Genomic DNA, 20485 nt, shown 5'->3' on the forward strand with positions numbered 1-20485 from the left:
CTAAGGCTCGTCCTTCGCGAGAACGATGCGCGGATCGCCCGCCCGGTTCTCGATCTCGACCAGCCAGAGATCGGCGTCGAAACGCAGCTCGCGCGCGACGCGATCCTCGACTGCGAGCGGATCGGAATCGAGCAGGAGCTGGAAGCGCCGTTCGCCATCATCCGCGGCCAGCGCCTGCGGCGCCGGGCCGTAGAGCGCCGCGGTGCCGTCGAGCCGGTCGAGCTTGACGAAGATCGCCCCGGCCTCGCGCGCGCCGCGGCGGCGCAGCATGGCGACGAGCCCGTCATGCGAGGCCTGCCGGATATAGGCCGAGACCCAGAATTCGCTGGTCAGCCGCGCCATCGCCCGGCCGCGCTCCCGCTCAGTTCTCGGCGGAGCGCCGCGGAGCGGCGGCGGAGCGCGCACCCCGGACGTCGGCCGGCGGACGCAGGTCGCCATTGATGAGATCGGCGATCGGGTCACGAACCGGCGCCGCGGCTGCGCGCGGTGCCGCGGCCGGAGCGGGCTGCGCGGTGCGCGGCTGGGCGGAAACCGGCGCAGGCGGGCGCGGCGCCGCTTCGCGTGCCGGCTGCGCATGCGACAGGTCGTTCGGCCGCGCCGGCGGCAGCGAGGGCTGGAGCGCAGCGGGCGCCTCGACAGCCGGCGCGGGGGCAGGCTCGGCGCGACGCTCGACCGCCGCCCGCGGCGGCGCGACCGGCGCGGTCGAAAGCATCGGCGCCGGGTGGCGCGCCTTCTGGAACATCAGCGCGTTGACGACGATCGCCGCCGCGACGACACCGAAAGCGAGGAGCAGCAGCGCCCGGCCCGGACGGCGGCCGACGCCGCGGCCCAGGCGGCCGAGCCAGGTGGTCTTCCGACGCGCCGGCTGCGCGCGCCGGACCGGTGCGGACAGGGAGGCGCTGGAATGGGCGCGGGCGGCCATGGTCATGGACATGCGTCAGCTCGTCTTCAGGCGGTCAGGCGGAGAGGTTCTTTGGTTTCGAGGCCCCGGCGCGGCGCCCGGGCGAAGGTGACAATCTTGGCCGGCTGCTCAGCGCCCCCTGCCCCGCCGACGGGCAGGCGGACGGAGACGCGCGTGCCGACATCGGGCGCGCTCTCGACCGTGAGCCGGCCGCCATGGAGCCCGACGAGGCCGCGCACCACCGACAGGCCGAGGCCCGTCCCCTCATGGCTGCGGTCATAGGCGCCCTTGACCTGGAAGAAGGGATCGCCCAGCCGCGGCAGATCGGCCGCAGCGATGCCGATGCCGGTATCGGATACCGAGAGATCGACCGTGTCGCCGTCGCGGACGATGGCGAGCACCACACGGCCGCCGGCGGGCGTGAACTTGACGGCATTGGACAGGAGATTGAGCAGGACCTGCTTCACGGCGCGCCGGTCGCCCTCGATCAGCGGCAAGGCCGGACCGGCCACACGCTCCAGCACGACGCCGGCGGTTTCGGCGCGGAGCGCCATCAGGGCGCAGCAATCGCCGGCCATGGCAGCGAGGTCGAGCGGCTCGCGCTCGATCGTCATCGCGCCGCTCTCGATCTTCGAGATGTCCAGCAACGTGTTGACCACGTCGAGGAGGTGATGGCCCGAAGCGTGGATGATGCGGGCATATTCGAGCCGCTTCTCGGCATCGATCCAGCCGTTCTCCTCGGCACTCAGCATCTCGGAGAAGCCGATGATCGCGTTCAGCGGCGTGCGCAGCTCATGGCTGACCGTGGCCAGGAACTGGCCCTTGACGTCATTGGCCCGCAGCGCCTCGGCATGGCCGCGGTCGCGCTCCTCCTCCGCATGGCGGCGCGCGGTCACGTCGCGCATCACGCAGACGACGGCCGCGCCATCCGGAGAGCCGCCCTCGTCGACCCGGTAGGCCTGCATTTCCAGCCACAGCGAAACCGGGGTGCGCGCCTCGCCGGCCTGTCCCTTCGGGACGAAGAGCGTCCGGAAGCTGACGGTGGCGCCGCAGCCGCCATGCGCGGCGTCGCTCAGAGCCTTCAGGAAGAGCGGCCTGTCGGCGATATGCACGCGCTCGAACAGCCCGCGCCCGAGCAGCTCGCGCGGTTCGGCTCCGGTCAGGGCCTGCGCGGCAGCATTGGCGAAGACGACGGCGCCGCCGGCATCATGCCAGGTGACGAGATCCCCGACATGGTCGAGCAGGAGGCGCGCGCGGGCGTCGGAGACGCGGTGTGCGCGCTCCTCGCCGTCACGGCGGCGCAGCAGAACCGCGGCCGTCACCAGCGCCTGGGCCAGGGCGGCGACCGCCAGAAACGGCATGGCGAGGCCCGTCCAGGCCGAAGCCTCGGCGAAGAGGCCGGCCTGCTGCAGCCCGAAAGCAGCGGCCAGCGCCGCCAGCGCGATCCAGCCAGCGCGCAGGACGAAGCCGAAGGAACCGAAGAACGCGGCCTCGACCGGCACGACCGCGAGCCACAGCAGCAGCGGCGAGGCAAGCCCGCCGGTGGCGCCGGCCAGTGCGACGATGAAGAGCGACAGGGCTGCGGCCGAGATCGCATGCGCGACATCGAGACGGCCCGTGCGCGAGAGCAGGAAGACGGCGAGCAGCGGCAGGGCAGCGGCCACGAACATGGCGGCCTCGAAAGCGCCGAGCGTACCGCGCCAGGCGAGATAGGCGGGGGCGAGGCCGAGCACGCCGCCGCCGACGAGCAGGCGCGTCAGCACGAAGCGCTCGTGGCGGAGGCTCTCCCCCAGGTCCGACCGCACCGATGCATGCACCAGTGCCGCCGCTTGTGTCCTCAGTGCCGTGATCGCCATACGGAACGCAACGCCCAAACTCTTGCGGGCCAGGCTGCCCGCACTCCGCATCTCGCCATGTGCGGTTTAAGCGGGGCTTAAAGCGAATGACGAGGAGCGGGCCGGCGACAGCGGGCGATCAAAAATTTTCGATATTTTTCAAAACGATACTCCGCTCCAACCGATTTTCTCGGACGCTGCGATGTTCGCAGCAGGGTGAACGGAAGCTGAAGATCGCCACCGGCATTCGACTCGTATTTGAGCGTTCGAAATGACGCGATTTTTCGAGATCGGCTTTTAGAGTGCTCTCACCCGGCGCCAAAGGGTGCCGGCAATGGAGATCGAGATGGCTCACTTCCTGCGCAAGGCTGCGATCATCGGCCTCATCGCGGTGCATTCGCCGGTCCATAGCGGCAAGCCTGCCGATGCAGCGCTGCCGCAGAGCATCCGGCAGGCCGTCGAAACCGTCCAGGCCGAAACGCGCAGCGCAGCCGGCAGCTTGACGGCGGCACGTGAAGCGGCCCAGATTCTGGCAGGGCTCGACCCCGTGATGCGCGAGCGCATCCTGAACGCCGCGACGACGGCGACCATCGGCAAGCCGGCGCGATGAACGCTTGACGCAGCCCCGCCCGTTGCGGGAAGAGGTCGCGCCGCCATCCCGATGCAGCCGGGGCAAGCGCCGGCCAGGCAGGACATGACAACAGGTCTCGACGACATCGTCGCCAATTTCGAACTGCTCGAGGAATGGGACGACCGCTATCGCTATCTGATCGAGCTCGGCAAGACGCTCGAACCCTTGCCGGAAGACGCCCATAACGACGCCAACAAGGTGCGCGGCTGCGCCAGCCAGGTCTGGCTCACGTCGCGCAGCGAGGGCGGGCCGGGCGCCGGGACACGGCTGCACTTCCGCGGCGACAGCGACGCCCATATCGTCCGCGGGCTGGTCGCGCTGGCGCTGGCCATCTTCTCGGGCAAGCCGGCCGCCGACATCCTCACCACGGATGCCTTCGCGATCTACGAGCAGCTCGGCCTCGCAGCCCATCTGACTCCGCAGCGCTCGAACGGGGTCCGCGCCATGATCGACCGGATCAAGAACGACGCCCGCGCTGTCTCCGCGGCCTGACGGCTCAGCCACCCGCGCCGGCGGCGGGGAAAGCCGGCCGCGCATCGGGCGCCTGCCAGCTTCGCGGGCCCGGGCGGGCAGCGCGCCGGTCCATGCCGTAATGGGCCGCCAGAGCCGACAGCGCGAGGCGCAGCACGACCTTGGCCGAACGCGCCGGCCAGCGGCGCTCGCGCTCCACGAGATCCAGCCCCTTGAGGAAGCCGCAGACGTCGATGACGATGCCGGACAGCTCCGGTCCGAGCCGTTCGCAGGCGAGGCGGACGCGCCGGCGCGCGGCGATCGCCGTATCGGAAGCCCCGGCGCCGTCACGCGGCCCGGCTCCGCGGTCATCCGGCGTCAGGGCCGCATCCCAGTTCATCGTCGTGCGCGGCAGCATCTGCGCCAGGGTGATGTCGGCCCTGAAGCGTTCTCCGGCGGCGAATTCCTCGTCGCTGATCTGGGCCTGCCCGTCCTTGCCGGAGCGGCGATAGAGCCAGAGCAGCGGGCTTTCACGATCATCCGTGGCCGGCCGCTGACGCGCAGCCTCCCCTGCCGACGCGCTCGCCTGGCCAACCGCTCCGGCAAGCAGGGCAAGCCGGGCGGTCCTACCCTTGCCCGACCAGGCGACACACCCTTCGGCGACCAGCGCCGCCGCAGTCTCGGCCGCGACATAGCCGGCGCCGAGGCTCGTGCCGTTCACCTCGCGATACAGCGCGATCCGTCCGCAGCCCAACGGCGATGCGACGGCATAGCAGCCGGCGCCGCCGAGATGGGCCAGCAGCCGCTTATGTTCCCTGCGATCCGGTTCCACGGTCATCGGCCTGCCCTCCCCGGCCCGGCATCGAGCCGGAGCATGGCGGCCTGAAGCGCCGCCTGCAGCGCGTCGAGGCCGAATTCGAGAGCGGGGTCGTCGCGCCGATCCTCGATCCGCTCACAGGCGTGGCGCACGGTGGTGCGATCGCGCCCGAAACAGATGCCGACGCGCGTCAGGCTGAAACCGAAGCCCACATGGGCGAGATACATGGCGGTCTGCCTCGCCAGCGCGGCGGCTTTGCCGCCACGCGTCCGCGCACGCAGCAAAGGAACCGGGACCCGCGCGACGGCTGCGACCGCCGTCTCCACCAGGCGAGCCCCGACCGCCGCACGCTGCGTCATTTGACGCTGGATGACCTGATTGTTCATGATATATTCTCTCCGATCTGGATCGGCTCCACCAAGTGGCGCTCCCGCCCCCTCTGGGATTAGAGAATATATTCCTATCTCGATCTTGGCAAGGGTGGACCGGGACTTGTCCCCGGGGGCAGATGCGCGCCGAGTCGCAGGCCGAATGACGGACACAAAAAAGGCCGCCGAAAAGCTTCGGCGGCCTTTTTATCAGGCGGCTCGTGTGAGCGCGGTGTTTCCGGCCTTCAGCGGCGCTTGCGGCGCTGCTGGCCCAGACCCATCTTCTTGGCCAGCTGCGAGCGGGCCTCGGCATAGTTCGGCGCGACCATCGGGTAGTCGGGCGGCAGGCCCCACTTCTCGCGATACTGCTCGGGCGACATGTTGTATTGCGTCCGCAGATGCCGCTTCAGCGACTTGAACTTCTTTCCGTCCTCGAGGCAGATCAGGTAATCGGCCGTAATCGACTTCTTGACCGGGATCGCAGGCTTCGGCGCCTCGACCTGAACGACCGGCGCAGCGCCGCCGATGACACGATTCAGAGCCGAGTGAACCTCACTGATCAGGGCAGGAAGCTCGGACGCCGGAACCGAATTGTTGGAAACATAGGCGGAGACGATATCCGCCGTGAGTTCAATGAAGTCCGACCCTTCGTTCTCGGCCATGGCGATGTTTCTCCTTATCGTTCTTGGCAGCGGCTTTCGCTGATCACCCGTTTCTTCATGCCCGATTTCCAGTCAGATCTGCCGATAGCGGGTCAAGCACTACCGCATCCAGAATCGTACAACGCGGACTGATCGAATATGCGTTTATTCGATACTGGTTCACCTCGCAAGAGAACAATTCGTAACAAAAGAGTATCTGCAAGCTGAATAATGCTGGCCCAAACGCAGCAGACTTCATTGGGTCACGAAAACAAATCCGCAACTTCCGCGAGCCCTTGCCAGTCGCTTCCCTCGTCTCTACCTGTCAGCGCCACCGCCCGAGGGAACAGCATGCATCCGGATCAGGACCGTCCCGCCCCCACCCGGACCCCGCGCCGCAGCCGCCGGCCAGCGCCGCCGAAGGCCGCGATCCTGACCAAGGAAACCGTCGTGCATGGCGTGACGCTGCGCGACGACTATGACTGGCTGCGCGCACCGAACTGGAAGGAGGTGCTGCGGAACCCCGATCTTCTTCCCGACGAGATCCGCCGCCATCTCGAGGCCGAGAATGCCTATTGCAAGGCATTGATGGCGCCGACGCGGAACCTGCAGCACGACATCGTCAAGGAGATGCGCGGCCGCATCAAGGAAGACGATTCGAGCGTGCCGCAGCCGGACGGGCCCTTCCTCTACTATTCGCGCTACCGCAAGGGAGCCGAACATCCCCTGATCTGCCGGCGCCCCCGCGCGGGCAAGGGCCGCGAGCAGGTCATGCTCGACGCCGATGCGCTGGCCGAAGGCAAGGACTTCTTCGATCTCGGGGACACCGCGCACAGCCCTGATCACCGGCTCCTCGCCTGGAGCGCGGATGAAGCCGGCTCCGAGCTGCACGGCATCCGGGTCCGCGACCTGGAGAGCGGGCAGGACCTTCCCGACCTGATCGGCGACACGACGGGCGACATCGTCTGGGCGAGCGATTCCGCCTCGTTCTTCTATGTCGGGCTCGATGCCGACCATCGACCCTCGCGCGTGCTGCGCCACCGCCTCGGCCAGCCGCCTGCGCAGGACGAGCTCATGCATGACGAAGCCGATGCCGGCATGTTCGTCGATATCGACCGGACGCAATCCGGCCGCTTCCTGCTGATCACGATCAGCGATCACGAAACCTCGGAGACGCGGGTCGTCGACCTCGACGATCCGCAGGGCGCGCCCCGGCTCGTCGCCCCGCGTCAGGTCGGGCGGCAATATGGCCTCGACCACCATGGCGAGACCTTCCTGATCCTGACCAATGCCGAGGGCGCGGAGGACTTCAAGATCGTCTCGGCGCCGCTCGCCGACCCCGATCCGGCCGGCTGGCGCGATCTCGTCCCGCACCGGGCCGGACGGCTGATCATCAGCCATCTCTGCCTGAGGGGGCGCCTGATCCGGCTGGAGCGCGAGGACGGGCTGCCGCGGATTGTGATCCGCGACCTCACCAGCGGCGACGAAAGCAGCATCGCCTTCGAGGAAGAGGCCTATGGGCTCGGGATGGACCCCGGCTACGAGTTCGACACCGACGTGCTGCGCTTCATCTATGCCTCGATGGCGCGGCCGGCCGAGACCTATGACTACGATCTCTCCACCGGCGAACGCCGGCTGCTGAAGCGCCAGGAGGTTCCCTCCGGGCATGACCCGGCCGCCTACAAGGTGCGGCGCATCTTCGCGACGGCGAAGGACGGCGAAAGGGTGCCGATCTCGATCCTGCACCGTGCCGACACCCCGCTCGACGGCAGCGCGCCCTGCCTGCTCTACGGCTACGGCTCCTATGGCTCGGCGATGTCGGCCTCGTTCCGGACGCGGCCGCTCAGCCTGGTCGACCGCGGCTTCGTCTATGCGATCGCCCATGTCCGCGGCGGCACCGACAAGGGCTGGCGCTGGTATCTCGACGGCAAGCGCGAGAACAAGCGCAACAGCTTCACCGACTTCATCGCGGCTGCCGAGGCGCTGGCCGAAGCCGGCTTCACCCGGCGCGGCCGCATCGTCGCCGAAGGCGGCAGCGCCGGCGGCATGCTGATGGGCGCGGTCGCGAACATGGCGCCGGAGCTCTTCGCCGGCATCGTCGCCGAGGTGCCCTTCGTCGACGTGCTCAACACGATCCTCGACGACACCCTGCCGCTGACCCCGCCCGAATGGCCGGAATGGGGCGATCCGATCCGCGACGTGAAAGCCTTCGAGACGATCCGCGGCTACTCGCCCTATGACAACGTCACGGCACAGGACTATCCGCCGATCCTAGCGATGGGCGGGCTGACTGATCCGCGCGTGACCTATTGGGAACCGGCGAAATGGGTGGCGCGGCTGCGCGCCACGATGACCGGCGGCGGGCCGGTCATGCTGCACACCAATATGGAGGCGGGGCATGGCGGCGCTGCCGGGCGCTTCGACTCGCTCAAGGACACGGCGCTGGCCTATGCCTTCGCGCTCCAGGCTGTCGGCGCCGGCTGGCCGGAGGCCCGCGCCGAGGTCTGATTACGCGCCGAGGCGGCTCTTTTCGCTGGCGAGATAGACCTTGAGCTCGTCCATCGAGGCGAAGCTGTACTCGCCGTCGGGCGTGCGCGCCCGGATCGAGCCGTCGGCGTAGATGGTGAAATGCGCATCGCCGACCTGATAGGCGCCGACGACGCCCTCATCCGAAGCCGGGCGCTCGGCCGCCGACGCCGCGGGCGGCGGCTCGGCAGGCGCCTCGTCCTCCGGCGCGCCGTGCTGGGCTTCTGCCGCGATTTCCTCGGCCGCCTCCGGTGCCGCGTCGGCGGTTTCCTCCTCCGTATCGGGAGCGGCCTCCTCTGCCGGCCTCTCGGACGCAGCCGGTTCCGCTACCGGCTCCTCCTCGTCCCCGAAAGCCGGCGCTTCCGTGCGTGGCGGCCAGGGTGGGGAAACCGGCTCCGGCGCCGCGGCTTCGCTCACATCCGGCGCCTCGAACCAGGGCTCGCGACGCGGCGAGGCGCGATCCATCCAGGATTCCACCTCGGCGAAGGGGTCGGTCTCCGTCGCCAGCGAAGGCTCGATGCGCGAGCTCCCGGCAGGCTCGCCCAGATGGCCGGCCAGGCTCTCGCGCAGCGCACTGAACTCGTCGAGATCGACGTCGGCGATACGAGCTTCCCGCTCTTCCGTAGCAGCCTCCGCGATGGCCGGAGCCTCGGGCTCGGCGGTGGTCGGCGCGATCTCCTCCGGTGACGGCTCGTGCTGCATGGACACTGCCTCGCCGGCGTGCACGACCTTGGCCGCGACGATCTCGTCCGGCTCATGGCTTTCCGTCTCGATGGCGATCGGCGCGTCCTTCGGCTCATCCTCCTCGAACGACGGCAGCTCGAACATGTCGGGCAACGGCTCGGCCACCACCTCCGGCTTGTGTTCGGCCTCCGCGTGAGACTCCTCGTCGCGGAAGCGCTCGGCGACCAGCTTGCCGAACAGGTCCCGCTCCGGGGTCGCAGACGGCTGCGGCGCGGCCGGTGCCTCTTCGGTCTCGGACGCGGCGAGCGCATCGCTCACCGCGCTGGCAGCGGCAGCACCGGCTGCGGCACCGATCGCCGCCGACCCCAGAGACGGGGCGAGCGACGGGCTGCGCGGCTGCATGTCCTCGCTTCGCGCGACGGGGGCCGGCACGGGGGCGCGTCGCGGCCAATCGACGGCCGGGGCGTCCTCACGGGGCAGTTGTGCGGTTTCCAGGGCCTGCCGCACCGCCCTGAGTTCGCGAAGAACCCAGGCAAGCGACAGCAGGATCAGCCCCGCAGTGCTGGCGATCGCCCCGATGATGACCTCGGTGAAGCCGCGCTCAAGAACGAGATAAGGCCAGCCGTCATAGATGGCGTAGATGCCGCCGCCGAAAAGAACGAGGCCGAGAGCGGTGAAAATCGCGATCAATTTCGCATCCTTGACATGAGCCGAGCCGGCGCCGGAGTAAAGCGAAGGCCTGCGACTATCTAACGTATTGAATAAGGGAGAGTTTCCAATCCGGTCGGCCGAAAGCCGGATCCGATCGGGCTGAATCGCCCCGATCAGTGAATCCGTCTCTCACTTCAATCGAGACCGCGTGACCTCTCAGCTTGCGGCGCAAGCCGACCGGAGCGGGCTCTAGAAGCAGGAATCTGGCGCGATTGTGGCCGCCTGTCGAGACGACATGCGCAATTCGCAGCCGGAGCGGTTGTGGACGGGCGCCGGGGCGCTTAACTATCGCCTGGAATGGCAGGGCTTCCCTGCCCCCGTCCATCGACGGCAAGCCATTCTCATTCAAGCGATTTTCATAGCCCAAGGAGAGGCCTCATGTCTTTTACTCTTCCTGATCTGCCCTATGCCCATGATGCTCTCCAGCCCTTCATGTCGAAGGAGACGCTCGAGTACCATCACGACAAGCATCACCTCGCCTACGTCACCAACGGCAACAACGCGATCAAGGGGACGGAATTCGAGGGCAAGTCGCTCGAGGAGATCGTCAAGGGCTCCTATGGCAAGAATCCGGCCGTCTTCAACAATGCCGGCCAGCACTACAACCATCTCCACTTCTGGAAGTGGATGAAGCCGAATGGCGGCGGCAAGATTCCGGGCGCGCTCGAGAAGGCGATCGTCGACGCGTTCGGCTCGGTCGACAAGTTCAAGGAAGACTTCGTCGCGGCCGGCGTCGGCCAGTTCGGCTCGGGCTGGGCCTGGCTCGAGGTCAAGGGCGGCAAGCTCGCCGTCAGCAAGACCCCGAACGGCGAGAGCCCGCTCGTCCATGGCGGCACGCCGATCCTCGGCGTCGACGTCTGGGAGCACTCCTACTACATCGACTACCGCAACCGCCGCCCCGACTACCTCAAGGCGTTCCTCGAGAGCCTAGTGAACTGGGAATATGTCGCGGAGCGTTACGACGCCGCTGCCAAGGCCTGAACCGGCCACCGCGCAACGAACGGACGGGGCCTCGCGGCCCCGTTTTTTTGCGCCGCTCAGGCGGCGACGTTGCGCAGGAACTGGTCGACGGTCGAATCGAGGCGCTGGGCCTGGGCAGCGACCTCACCGGCGGCGCCGCGCACCTGCTCGGCCGAGCGACCCGTCTCCTCGACGCTGTCGGCGAGCACGCTGAGATCGCTCGACACCGAAAGCGAGGAGGAGCTCGCCATCGCCACGCCGCTCGCGATCTCGCCGGTGGCGATCGCCTGCTGCTCGATCGAAGTGGCGACCGAATTCGCAAAGGTCTCGATCGCGTTCATGCGCTCGGCGATGTTCTGGATCGCGCCGACGACCTGCCCCGTCGCCCCCTGGATCGCGGCGACCTGGGCGACGATACGGTCAGTCGCGTCGGCGGTCTGTGCCGCCAGCGACTTGACCTCCGAAGCCACCACGGCGAAGCCGCGACCTGCCTCGCCGGCGCGCGCGGCTTCAATGGTGGCGTTCAGCGCCAGCAGATTGGTCTGCGCCGCGATGTCCCGGATCAGGTTGACGACCTCGCCGATGGCGCGGGCCGTCTCGTCGAGTTCACGCACCGAACCGGCGGTGTCGCGCGAGGCCGAGGCCGCCTCGACGATCTCGGTGCGGACACGACGCACCTGGAACTCGACCTCGCGGATCGCGGCCCCCATCTCCTCCGCCGCCTGCGCCGCGTTCTCGACATTGCCCGAGGCGCCGTGCGCGTTGTCGGCGGCGCGGGCCGCACGCTCCGAGGATTCGGCCGCGACCCGGGCGAGGCCGTCGGAGGCCTCGCGCATCCGCTCGGCATTGCTCTTGAACGCCTCCAGAGCGAGGCCGACCTCGTTGCGGAAGGAGGTGATCGCGGTGTCGACGCCCTGCTGGCGCGTGCGCCGCTCGACTTCGGAGGCGCTCTGCCTGGCTTCCAGCGTCGCCCGCTCGGCGAGGCGGACCTTCAGGACACCGAGCGCACGCGCGATCGCGCCGATCTCGTCGCGCCGCTCCAGCGCGTCGATCGGGGTGTCCAGCTTGCCGTCGGAAATGCTGACGATCGCCTTCGTCATGCTGCGCAGCGGCCGCATGGTGCGCGACAGCGAGATCCAGAGCAGCGGCCCGAGCACGATCAGGATCAGCAGGCCGAGACCGATGGTGACGAACTGCTCCCAGGCCGCGCGCGCGACGAGCCGGGTCTTGTCGAAGCGAATGGCGACATAGCCGATCAGCTTGCCGACGCGGACGGCCTGGATCTTCGTGATGAAGACACCGTCCTCGAGCGCGATCGAGTCGCGCTGTGCCAAGGCCGTCCAGGGCTCCTCACCGAGGAGCTGCGTCAACACACGCGGCGTCAGCGAAAGCCGCGCCTCCTCGTTGCGCCCGGCGGAAGCGAGCGCCACGATGTCGTCGGCGACGATGCCGGCGTCGAAATCCGGGTCGCGCTGCAACGAGGCGAGGATGTAGCCGAGTGTGGTGGTGTCTCGCGAGAGGATCAGCGACGGGGCCGCATTGACCACCATCTGGGTGAGCGCGATCGCCTTCTGGTCGAGGTCGCCGCGCGTGCGGGCATCGTTGTAGCGGGCGATTGCCATGACGACGAGAACGATGGCGATCGCCACGATCGCGACGGCGGCCGCCGCGATCTGCCGGCTCAGGGAACGCGAGCCCCGCACGCCCGTCTGCATCGGCCGGCCTTCTTCGGACACGCGCCTGAACCACTTCATCGAGCCGATCATCCCCGAAAACAGCGCGCGGCGCTGCACAGCACGGCGCCGCCCTCTCCCAGGGCGGAAGATTGGCCGATTCCGGTAAATAAATCGCTTTCGCGGCGTCTGCCGCGCGTTTCAGCCCAGCAGATCCCGGAAACGCCGCAGCGGCATGTCCGGTGGCGGCGCAAAGGCGGCAAGCGCCGCATGCTCGACCGGCCGCGTCGCGACGACGGGATCAAGCTCGCGCAACTCCTCGTCGGCGAAGCCGGGATGGCACATGACGAGGTGGAGCGGGCCGGCCGCGACCAGGAAGCGCAGCAGATCGGCGCCGAAATCCCGCTGCGGATCGAAGGGGGCGACACCGGAGAAACCGCGATTGACGTGGAGCTCGCGGCGCAGCGCCGCGCGGCGGAAGCCGGCGGCGAGGCCGGCGATCACCAGCGCCTTGCCGACCGCGACGCCGCGGGCACGGATCGCCGCCGCGCTGTCGGCCGGATCGCGCACATAGAGCGCGCCGGCGGGGTAGCGCCGCGCCAATATGTCGAGCAGCGCCCGCCGCACGCCCGGCAGCACATGCACATGCTGATGGCCGTCGACGAAGTCGGGCGGGCGGCCAAGCGCTTCCTCGAAGGCATCGAGCTGGCGCACGATCTCGGCGGCGATCTCGGCCCGCGCCGTGGCGGATGCGACGGCAGCGCGCGCGACCTCCTTCAGGCCCGGCAGCGCGCCGGCGGGCGCGAGCCGCGGCATCGGCGAGAGCGGCGCGGCGCAGGTCAGGTTGAGATGCAGGCCGAGATCGGCCCTGCCGGCGAAAGCGGCCAGCTCCGGCGCCAGCCGGCGCCAGTGCGGGCGGTTGGTCATGGCGCCCGTCGCCGTCAGCTTGCCGCGCCCAAGCAGATCAAGGATGGCGCGGCTGACGCCGTCGGTCATCGCGAAATCATCGGCGCAGAGAATGAAGCCTTTCGCCATGCCGTTTGTTGTCCCCTGTTCAGCCGGATCGCGCTATAGCGCGGCAGGCTTGTCGGCCGGCAAGCTTTAAGGTTCTGTGCGTCGCGCGTCACCCTGCCGAAGGGTGCCTCGGAAAGGTCGTCCGTGTCGGATTCAGCGCCCCAGCCAACTCAGCGTGCGCCCCGGGCTGCACGCTGGCCGGAGCTCTCGATCGTCGTGCCCGTGCACAACGAGGCCGACAATCTGCGCCTGCTCGTCGAGCGCCTGAAGGCCGTGCTGGCCGCCGAGGTCTCCTCCTGGGAGATCGTCTTCGTCGACGATGGCAGCCGCGACGACACGCTCTCCGTGATCCGGGAGCTGAACGCCGACGATCCTCGGATCAGCGCCGTCTCCTTCAGCCGCAATTTCGGCAAGGAAATCGCCATCGCCGCCGGGCTCGACCATGCCATGGGGGACGCCGTCGTCATCATGGACGCCGATCTGCAGCATCCGCCCGAGGTCATTCCCGTCTTCCTCGCGAAATGGCGCGAGGGCTATTTCAACGTCTATGGCCAGCGCACCGGCCGCGAGGACGAGGCCCGGCTGAAGCGCAACTTCGCCAAGGCCTTCTACCGCATCTTCGCCTATTTCGGCGAAACCGAGCTGCCGGAAGGCGCGGGCGATTTCCGCCTGCTCGACCGCAAGGCCGTCGATGCGCTGCGGGCGCTGCCCGAGCGGGCGCGCTTCTCGAAGGGGCTTTATGCCTGGGTCGGCTTCCGCTCGATCGGCGTGCCCTTCCAGGTCGCGGAGCGCGAGCACGGGCAATCGAAGTTCAGGTATCGCAAGCTGTTCTCCTTCGCCTTCGACGGGCTCTCCTCCTTCTCCACGGTGCCGCTCAAGGTGGCGACCTGGTCGGGCGCCGTCATCGCCGTCATCGCCGCGCTGACGGCCGTCTACTTCCTGCTGCGCACGCTGCTGTTCGGCACCGACCTGCCCGGCTTCCCGTCGCTGATCGTCTCGATCATGTTCTTCTCCGGCATCCAGCTTCTCTCGCTCGGCATGATCGGGGAATATGTCGGGCGCATCTTCGCCGAGGTGAAGCGCCGACCGCTCTATCTGATCGGCGAGCGCGTCGGCTTCGATGCCCGCACCGTCGACCATCCGCGCGGCGACGCGCTGCCGCCGCTGATCCGCTAGGCCTACATGCTCAGAAACATCCTGTCGGTCGGCGGCTACACGCTCCTTTCGCGGCTCACCGGCTTCGCGCGCGACGTCATGCTGGCGGCGGTGCTCGGCGCCGGCGCGATGATGGACGCCTTCTCGGTGGCGCTGCGCCTGCCCAACCATTTCCGCTCCATCTTCGGCGAGGGCGCCTTCAACCAGGCCTATGTGCCGACCTATGCCCATGTCGCCGAGCGGCAGGGCCAGGAAGCAGCCAATCTCTTCGCCGACCGGCTCTTCACCGTCCTCCTCCTCGTCCAGATCGCGCTGCTGGCGCTGGCGCTGCCGCTGATGCCCTGGCTGGTGGCCCTGCTGGCGCCAGGCTTCGTCAACGACCCCGCCGTCTTCGACCTCGCCGTCGCGCTGACGCGGATCACCTTCCCCTATCTGCTGTTCGTGACCATGGTCACGTTCCTGGGCGCGACGTTGAATGCGGTCGAGCGCTTCGCCGCCTTCGCGGCCGCGCCGATCCTGTTCAACCTCTTCATCATGGCGGCGCTGGCCGTGCCCTTCCTGTTCCCGAGCGCGGCTTATGCCGCGGCCTGGGGCGTCGCGGTCTCGGGCGTGGCGCAATGGGTCCTGCTCTACGTCGCCGCCAAGCGGGCCAAGGTCTCCAGCACGATCGTACGGCCACATATGGATGCCGGCGTCCGGCGCTTCCTCAAGACCTTCGGGCCGGCGGTGATCGGTTCGGCCGGGCAGCAGATCGCGATCTTCGCCGACACGATCATCGCCTCGCTGCTGCCGCGCGGCGGCTATGCCGCGCTCTACTATGCCGAGCGGCTCTACCAGCTGCCGCTCGGGCTGATCGCCATCGCGGTCGGCACCGTCGCGCTCTCCGCCATGAGCCGGGCCATCGCGCGCGGCGACGAGGCGGCCGCCAATCGCGCGCAGAACCGCGCCATCGCGATTTCGCTCGTCGCCAGCGCGCCCTTCGTCGCGGCCTTCGTCGCCCTGCCGGAGCTGATGGTCGCGGGGTTGTTCCAGCGCGGCGCCTTCGATGCGCAGGCCAGTGCCGCGGCCGGCGCCGTGCTCTTCGCCTATGCGCTCGGCCTGCCGGCGATCGTGCTGATCCGCACGCAGGTCTCCGCCTTCCAGTCGCGTGGCGACACCACCACGCCGATGCTGGTCGCGCTCGCCGCCATCGCCTGCAACCTCGCGCTGAAGCTGCTGCTCTGGCGTAGCTGGGGTGCTCCAGGCCTGGCGCTGGCGACCGCCGCCGGCGCCTGGATCAACCTGCTGGCCCTGTTCGTGCTGGCGCGCCGGCGCGGCTGGACGCAGCCGGACCGGCGCCTCCCCGGCTTCGCCGCGATCGTCTGCATCGCCGCTGCCATCTGCGGGGCGCTGGCGTGGTGGATGGCCCCGCTCGTACTCCGGCTCACCGCTTCCCTGCCCTTCGAGCCGCTGCTGCTGGCGGTGCTGCTGGTGTCAGGTGCTGCGGCTGTTCTCTACGCCGCCCTCGCCGGCGGCGCATTGAAGGCGACGGGGCTGCTCAGGTTGCTGCGCTAGTCAGGCGAGAAAGCGCTTTGCGCCACCGAGCAGCGCCGCGGCCTCGGCAACCATGCGCGCGACGATCTCGCCGGCAGCCGGAATATCGGAGATCAGCCCGGCCGCCTCACCGAAGATCACCGCGGCCTTGTCGGGATCGCCGGCCATGAAGGCCTCGCGATAGGCGGCTGCTTCCGTGTCGATGGCGGCTTTCATCGCATCCTCGCGGCCGATCCACCGCGCGATGAAGGCGTTGTCCGCAGTGCGGATGTCGAAGGGCTTCGGCCAGTGGAGCTGGCGGGCGATGTCGGGCAGCGAGGAGCGCACGGTCTGGTCGCCGGTAGCAGCGACGGCGACGGCGCGGTGGCGCTCATGCACCATCGCCTCGCGGCTCGCCCAGAAGCGCGTGCCGGCGAGCACGCCGTCGGCGCCGAGCATCAGCGCAGCGGCCAGGCCGCGCCCGTCGGCGATGCCGCCTGCCGCGAGCAGAAGCGTATCGGGGCTTTCGCGGGCGATAAGATCGGCCGCCTCCGGCACGAAGGGCAGCGTGGCGCGGCTGGCACCGTGGCCCCCGGCCTCCGTACCCTGCGCGATGACGATCGCCGCGCCGGCCTCCAGCGCCTGCCGGATATGGGAGAGCGACTGGCACTGGCAGATCAGCGGCACGCCGGCCGCGGCGATCTCGGCCGCGAAGGGCCGCGGGTCGCCGAAGGAGAGCATCAGCGCGGCGGGCCTGTGCGCAAGGGCTTGCGTCAGCAGCTCAGGCTTCTTCGCCATCGCCCAGGTGATGAAGCCGCAGCCGACCTGCGTGTTGCCGGCGGCGGCGAATTGCTGCTCGATCCAGGCGCCGTCGCCATAGCCTCCGCCGATCAGGCCGAGGCCGCCGGCACGGCTCACCGCGGCTGCCAGCGCCCCGCCGGCTGCCAGCGCCATCGGCGCCGACAGGATCGGGTGGGCGATGCCGAGACGCTCGGTCAGCCGTGTGGCGAGGCGCACCATGGCTTTGGCCTTTCGGCTCAGGCGGCCTTCGCCTTGCTGTGCGCGAAGTCCATGTAGAGCTCGCGGGCACGGCGGAAGAGCGGGCCGGGCTGCAGCGTGCGGTCGTCGATGCGGGTCACCGGCATGCACTTCGAGTAGTTGCCGGAGATGAAGATCTCGTCGGCCTTCTCGAACTCCTCGTAGCGCAGGCTGCATTCCTCGACCGGCACGCCGTTCTCGCGCAGCAGCTTGATGACGCGCTGGCGGGTGATGCCGTTCAGGAACGTGCCGTTCGGGACCGGAGTCTTCACCACGCCGTCCTTGGCGAGGAAGACGTTGGAGGTGCCCGTCTCGGCGACATGGCCGAGCATGTCGAGCACGAGCGCGTTGTCGAAGCCCGCGGCCTTGGCGGCCTTCAGGATGCGGGCGTTGTTCGGGTAGAGGCAGCCCGCCTTGGAATCGGTCGGGGCGGTCTCGTAGGTCGGGCGGCGATAGAGGCCCTTGGTCACAGAGAAGCCGTTGCTCGGCTGCGGCATGGCCGCCTCGAACAGGCAGAGCGCGAACTGCGTCGACTCCGGATCGGGCATGATGGTCGAGGGGCCGTCGGCCTCGCCCCAATACATCGGCTTGACGTAGATCGCCGTGCCGGGGGCGAATTTCTTGACGCCCTCATGCATCTTCTCGACGATGAAGTCCGGCGTGACGGTGGCCTGGAGACCCAGCGCCACGGCGGAGCGGTTCACGCGGGCGGCATGCAGGTCGATGTCGGGGGCGACGCCGTCGAAATAGCGGCCGCCGTCGAAGACCGAGGAGGCCTGCCAGAGTGCATGGCTGCGCGGGCCGACGAGGCCGGGGTTGCCCTCATGCCAGGCTCCATCGAACCAGGTCCAGGTCTGAGAATACCATGCCATGCGGGCGCTCCGTCTTGGTCAGTTTTGACTGTGCCGCACCGTCCTCCCGCCGCTGCCCGCCGTCAACACATGGCGGCGCATGAGGGGATGACGTGATGTGATGGAAGCAATCGGCCCGGGTGATGGATCAGCGGTTGCCGGGGCACCGCCATTCGCCTTCCTGCAGCGAATGGCCGAACAACCGCTCAGAAGCCGAAGGCCCGCAGGGCCGAGATCGCCGCCATGCCGGTGAGCAGCGCCAGCAGCTCGCTGCGCCGCAGGATCATCGTACCGATCGCGACCAGCAGCGCCACCGCCGCCGCCCAGCCCAGCCGCTCGATCAACGGCAGCACGGTCGCGACCACGATCGAGCCGGGCAGCGCGGCGAGGCCGCGCCGGACATGCGGCGTCAGCGGGATGACGCTCATCAGCCCAACGCCCGCAATGCGGCAGAGATAGGTCGCGACCGCCATCGCGGCGATGGCGAGGATCGCGCCCCAGGTGCCGGGATCAGGCAGCGTCATCGCGGAACGCCCCCGTGAGCGCGCCGGCGAGGGAGCCGACGATGATGAAGGCATAGCCGTCGACCAGCCGGGCGGTGATCAGCGCGACGAGGCCGGCGACGACCCACGGCACCATGCCGCGCCGGCCGCGCCAGAGCGGCACGATCATGGCCGCGAAGAAGATCGGCATGACGAGATCGATGCCGTAGCGGCGCGGATCGCTGACCAGCGCGCCCAGCATGTAGCCGCCGCCGGTGGCGATGGCCCAGACCACCCAGAGCACGAGCCCCGCCCCGACCAGGACGCCGAGATCGCGCCCGCCCTCGGCCCGGTAGCGCGTGCCGATGAGCCAGTTGGCATCGGTGAAGAAGAACAGGTGGAAGGCGTTGAGCGCCTTGGGATATTTCGCGAACCAGGGCTGCAGGGAGGCGCCCTGCAGCACCATGCGGGCATTGACGGTCGCGGTGACGACCGCAAGGCCGGCAATGGCGCCCCAGGTCCATTCGGGGCGCCAGAGCTCCATCGCGACGAGCTGCGCCACGCCGGCATAGACGAAGGCGCTCATCAGCATCGTCTCCAGGAAGGAGAGGCCCTTGGCGGAGGCGGCGGCGCCGAAGGCGACCGCGAACACGACGATGCCGGGGATCAGCACCGAGACCTTGCGCAGGCCCAGCACCAGGCCGGCGCCGGTGATCGGCGCTTCCGAGACGTTCGGCGAGAATGGAGGCTCGGTCGACATGGTCTTCCAGAACAGGAAAGCCCCGGCGCGCGTCAACGCGCATCGACGGCGCGCCTGCATGAATTGCGCGCAGAACGCGACATGCCGCGGCAGGACCGGTAGAGTCAAACCATGCTCTGGCTCGATTCCGCCGACAGCGCCGCGCCTGCCCTCCCGGCCGTCTGGCTGATCGCGACAGGCGCCAGTCCACGCAACCTGACCGAGCGTTCCGAATTGAGACGCAGCACGGCACGACGCCTGCTGGCGCGCCAGCTCGGCTGCGCGGAACCGGACGTCGCCATCGCGCATGATCCGGCCGGACGGCCGCTGCTCGCCCGGCCGGAAGGAACAGGGTTCGCGCTATCGCTGGCGACGCGCGCCGGCATCGTCGCCGTCGCCCTGGCGCGAGGCCCCGTCGGCGTCGATGTCGAGCGGGTCGAGACGCAAGGCGCGCTGCCGCTCGAGGTGCTGCATCCGAACGAGCGCCGGCTCCTCGATGCGACGGTCCCCTCCCTGCGCCCGCTCGCCTTCGCGCGCCTGTGGGCGGCGAAGGAAGCCTATGTGAAGGCGCTCGGCACGGGGTTCGGCCGGGCGCCGGAAGGCTTTGCGGTGTCGCTGGAATCGGAGACCACCTTTCGCGTCGCCGATCCGCTGCGAAGCGCCGCTGCCACCGGGCAGATGCGCATCATGAAAAACGGCGGCCAGGAAGTCCTGGCCGCCGCAGCGATCGTTCTCGATGGCGTCTGAAGCTCAGCCCGGCTGGTCGGCCGGCTTGCGCTTCAGCACATAGCCGACGACGCAGACCAGAGCCGCGCCGATGACCGCCGCCGCGTAATGCGGCAGGTTCGCCGGGCCGATGCCGAGCGGATTGACCTCGGTCGAGACCGGGATGACCCAGCTCGGCCAGTTCGCCTGCAGCCAGCGCAGCACCGCGATGTCGCCGAGGAGCATCTCGGCCGCGATCCAGCCGAGCAGCGCCGCGCCGAGCCAGACCAGCAGCGGGAAACGCTCGATGATCGAGGTGAGCAGCTGTGCACCCATGATGATCAGTGGGATCGAGAGCAGCAGGCCGAAGATGAAGAGCTCGGGATGGCCGCGCGAGGCGGCCGCGATGGCGATGACGTTGTCGAGGCTCATCACGGCATCCGCGATGGCGATGGTGCGCACCGCTTTCCAGAGGCTTTCGCTCGCCTCGATATTGCCGTGGGATTCCTCCTCACCGACCGCGAGCTTGATCGCGATCCAGAACAGCAGCAGGCCGCCGATGACCTTCAGATAGGGCACCGCGAGCAGGTAGCTCACGACCAGCGCGAAGATGATGCGCAGGCCCACGGCCGCGCCCGCGCCAAGCCAGATGCCGACCCTCTTGCGGTTCTCCGGCAGCGAGCGGCAGGCGAGCGCGATGACGACGGCATTATCGCCGGAAAGCAGCAGATCGATCCAAATGATCTGCAGCAGCGATATCCAGAAGGTCGAGGAGGAAAAATCGATCAATGG

21 protein-coding genes are annotated in these 20485 nt (G+C 68.9%); 7 read left to right on the top strand and 14 right to left on the bottom strand.

What is annotated here, in order from left to right:
* The 3 genes from B5Y19_RS14720 to B5Y19_RS14730 are packed head-to-tail and all read right to left on the bottom strand — an operon-like array spanning nucleotide 1 to nucleotide 2664.
* On the bottom strand, nucleotides 1-342 hold the full coding sequence (locus B5Y19_RS14720; RefSeq protein WP_055726550.1) for a DUF1491 family protein: 342 nt from the start codon (nucleotides 340-342) through the stop codon (nucleotides 1-3).
* Between the two features lie 19 nt (nucleotides 343-361).
* Nucleotides 362-934 carry a hypothetical protein gene (locus B5Y19_RS14725; RefSeq protein WP_079591651.1) on the bottom strand — a complete coding sequence of 191 codons (573 nt, stop codon included), beginning with the start codon at nucleotides 932-934 and terminating at the stop codon, nucleotides 362-364.
* Between the two features lie 14 nt (nucleotides 935-948).
* Nucleotides 949-2664: a sensor histidine kinase gene (locus B5Y19_RS14730; protein WP_176168629.1), complete on the bottom strand. Its 1716-nt coding sequence runs from the start codon at nucleotides 2662-2664 to the stop codon at nucleotides 949-951.
* Nucleotides 2665-3082: 418 nt separating this feature from the next.
* Here B5Y19_RS14730 and B5Y19_RS14735 point away from each other — a divergent pair, with 418 nt between their 5' ends.
* The gene (locus tag B5Y19_RS14735; protein WP_139384400.1) at nucleotides 3083-3346 is read left to right on the top strand and encodes a hypothetical protein; all 264 of its coding nucleotides are present in this window, start codon (nucleotides 3083-3085) and stop codon (nucleotides 3344-3346) included.
* An 84-nt stretch (nucleotides 3347-3430) separates the two neighbouring features.
* The gene (locus B5Y19_RS14740; RefSeq protein WP_055730256.1) at nucleotides 3431-3859 is read left to right on the top strand and encodes a SufE family protein; all 429 of its coding nucleotides are present in this window, start codon (nucleotides 3431-3433) and stop codon (nucleotides 3857-3859) included.
* Nucleotides 3860-3863: 4 nt separating this feature from the next.
* Here the strand turns inward: B5Y19_RS14740 and B5Y19_RS14745 are convergent, their stop codons facing one another.
* The 3 genes from B5Y19_RS14745 to B5Y19_RS14755 all read right to left on the bottom strand — a co-directional run bounded on the left by B5Y19_RS14745 (nucleotide 3864) and on the right by B5Y19_RS14755 (nucleotide 5664).
* Complete coding sequence (locus B5Y19_RS14745) at nucleotides 3864-4655, bottom strand: DUF6456 domain-containing protein (protein ID WP_055730251.1); 792 nt, start codon at nucleotides 4653-4655, stop codon at nucleotides 3864-3866.
* Nucleotides 4652-5020, bottom strand: a complete 369-nt coding sequence (locus B5Y19_RS14750) for a helix-turn-helix domain-containing protein (RefSeq protein WP_197282487.1) — start codon at nucleotides 5018-5020, stop codon at nucleotides 4652-4654. The genes B5Y19_RS14745 and B5Y19_RS14750 overlap by 4 nt, the downstream gene beginning before the upstream one ends.
* 227 nt (nucleotides 5021-5247) lie before the next feature.
* Nucleotides 5248-5664 carry a Ros/MucR family transcriptional regulator gene (locus B5Y19_RS14755; RefSeq protein ID WP_055730252.1) on the bottom strand — a complete coding sequence of 139 codons (417 nt, stop codon included), beginning with the start codon at nucleotides 5662-5664 and terminating at the stop codon, nucleotides 5248-5250.
* A 330-nt stretch (nucleotides 5665-5994) separates the two neighbouring features.
* Here B5Y19_RS14755 and B5Y19_RS14760 point away from each other — a divergent pair, with 330 nt between their 5' ends.
* On the top strand, nucleotides 5995-8151 hold the full coding sequence (locus tag B5Y19_RS14760; RefSeq protein WP_079591653.1) for a S9 family peptidase: 2157 nt from the start codon (nucleotides 5995-5997) through the stop codon (nucleotides 8149-8151).
* On the opposite strand, the gene B5Y19_RS14765 is transcribed toward B5Y19_RS14760, so the two are convergent.
* A complete protein-coding gene (locus B5Y19_RS14765; protein WP_055730253.1) occupies nucleotides 8152-9543 on the bottom strand; it encodes a hypothetical protein in 1392 nt (463 codons plus the stop codon).
* A gap of 399 nt (nucleotides 9544-9942) precedes the next feature.
* Between B5Y19_RS14765 and B5Y19_RS14770 the strand changes: the two genes are divergently transcribed.
* Complete coding sequence (locus B5Y19_RS14770; RefSeq protein WP_055730254.1) at nucleotides 9943-10545, top strand: superoxide dismutase; 603 nt, start codon at nucleotides 9943-9945, stop codon at nucleotides 10543-10545.
* Between the two features lie 56 nt (nucleotides 10546-10601).
* On the opposite strand, the gene B5Y19_RS14775 is transcribed toward B5Y19_RS14770, so the two are convergent.
* Both B5Y19_RS14775 and B5Y19_RS14780 read right to left on the bottom strand, forming a co-directional pair.
* Nucleotides 10602-12239, bottom strand: a complete 1638-nt coding sequence (locus B5Y19_RS14775) for a methyl-accepting chemotaxis protein (protein ID WP_176168630.1) — start codon at nucleotides 12237-12239, stop codon at nucleotides 10602-10604.
* Nucleotides 12240-12398: 159 nt separating this feature from the next.
* Nucleotides 12399-13232 (bottom strand): ChbG/HpnK family deacetylase, encoded by an 834-nt coding sequence (locus tag B5Y19_RS14780; RefSeq protein WP_079591655.1) that lies wholly within the window; start codon nucleotides 13230-13232, stop codon nucleotides 12399-12401.
* Between the two features lie 123 nt (nucleotides 13233-13355).
* Here B5Y19_RS14780 and B5Y19_RS14785 point away from each other — a divergent pair, with 123 nt between their 5' ends.
* Both B5Y19_RS14785 and murJ read left to right on the top strand, forming a co-directional pair.
* On the top strand, nucleotides 13356-14387 hold the full coding sequence (locus B5Y19_RS14785) for a glycosyltransferase family 2 protein (protein WP_055731064.1): 1032 nt from the start codon (nucleotides 13356-13358) through the stop codon (nucleotides 14385-14387).
* 6 nt (nucleotides 14388-14393) lie between these two features.
* Nucleotides 14394-15920 carry a murein biosynthesis integral membrane protein MurJ gene (gene murJ, locus B5Y19_RS14790; protein WP_055731063.1) on the top strand — a complete coding sequence of 509 codons (1527 nt, stop codon included), beginning with the start codon at nucleotides 14394-14396 and terminating at the stop codon, nucleotides 15918-15920.
* On the opposite strand, the gene B5Y19_RS14795 is transcribed toward murJ, so the two are convergent.
* The 4 genes from B5Y19_RS14795 to B5Y19_RS14810 all read right to left on the bottom strand — a co-directional run bounded on the left by B5Y19_RS14795 (nucleotide 15921) and on the right by B5Y19_RS14810 (nucleotide 19009).
* A complete protein-coding gene (locus tag B5Y19_RS14795) occupies nucleotides 15921-16898 on the bottom strand; it encodes an NAD(P)H-dependent flavin oxidoreductase (protein WP_055731062.1) in 978 nt (325 codons plus the stop codon).
* A gap of 17 nt (nucleotides 16899-16915) precedes the next feature.
* A complete protein-coding gene (locus tag B5Y19_RS14800) occupies nucleotides 16916-17788 on the bottom strand; it encodes a branched-chain amino acid aminotransferase (protein ID WP_055731061.1) in 873 nt (290 codons plus the stop codon).
* 185 nt (nucleotides 17789-17973) lie between these two features.
* Complete coding sequence (locus B5Y19_RS14805) at nucleotides 17974-18291, bottom strand: branched-chain amino acid transport AzlD family protein (protein ID WP_055731060.1); 318 nt, start codon at nucleotides 18289-18291, stop codon at nucleotides 17974-17976.
* Nucleotides 18278-19009, bottom strand: a complete 732-nt coding sequence (locus B5Y19_RS14810; RefSeq protein ID WP_055731070.1) for an AzlC family ABC transporter permease — start codon at nucleotides 19007-19009, stop codon at nucleotides 18278-18280. The genes B5Y19_RS14805 and B5Y19_RS14810 overlap by 14 nt, the downstream gene beginning before the upstream one ends.
* Before the next feature lie 111 nt (nucleotides 19010-19120).
* Here B5Y19_RS14810 and B5Y19_RS14815 point away from each other — a divergent pair, with 111 nt between their 5' ends.
* Nucleotides 19121-19735 carry a 4'-phosphopantetheinyl transferase family protein gene (locus tag B5Y19_RS14815; protein ID WP_055731059.1) on the top strand — a complete coding sequence of 205 codons (615 nt, stop codon included), beginning with the start codon at nucleotides 19121-19123 and terminating at the stop codon, nucleotides 19733-19735.
* Nucleotides 19736-19738: 3 nt separating this feature from the next.
* Here B5Y19_RS14815 and B5Y19_RS14820 read toward each other — a convergent pair whose 3' ends face one another.
* Nucleotides 19739-20479 (bottom strand): TerC family protein, encoded by a 741-nt coding sequence (locus B5Y19_RS14820; RefSeq protein ID WP_055731069.1) that lies wholly within the window; start codon nucleotides 20477-20479, stop codon nucleotides 19739-19741.
* Nucleotides 20480-20485: the final 6 nt, after the last annotated feature.

This window comes from Allobosea thiooxidans (genome assembly GCF_900168195.1).
Classification (GTDB): Bacteria; Pseudomonadota; Alphaproteobacteria; order Rhizobiales; family Beijerinckiaceae; genus Allobosea; species Allobosea thiooxidans.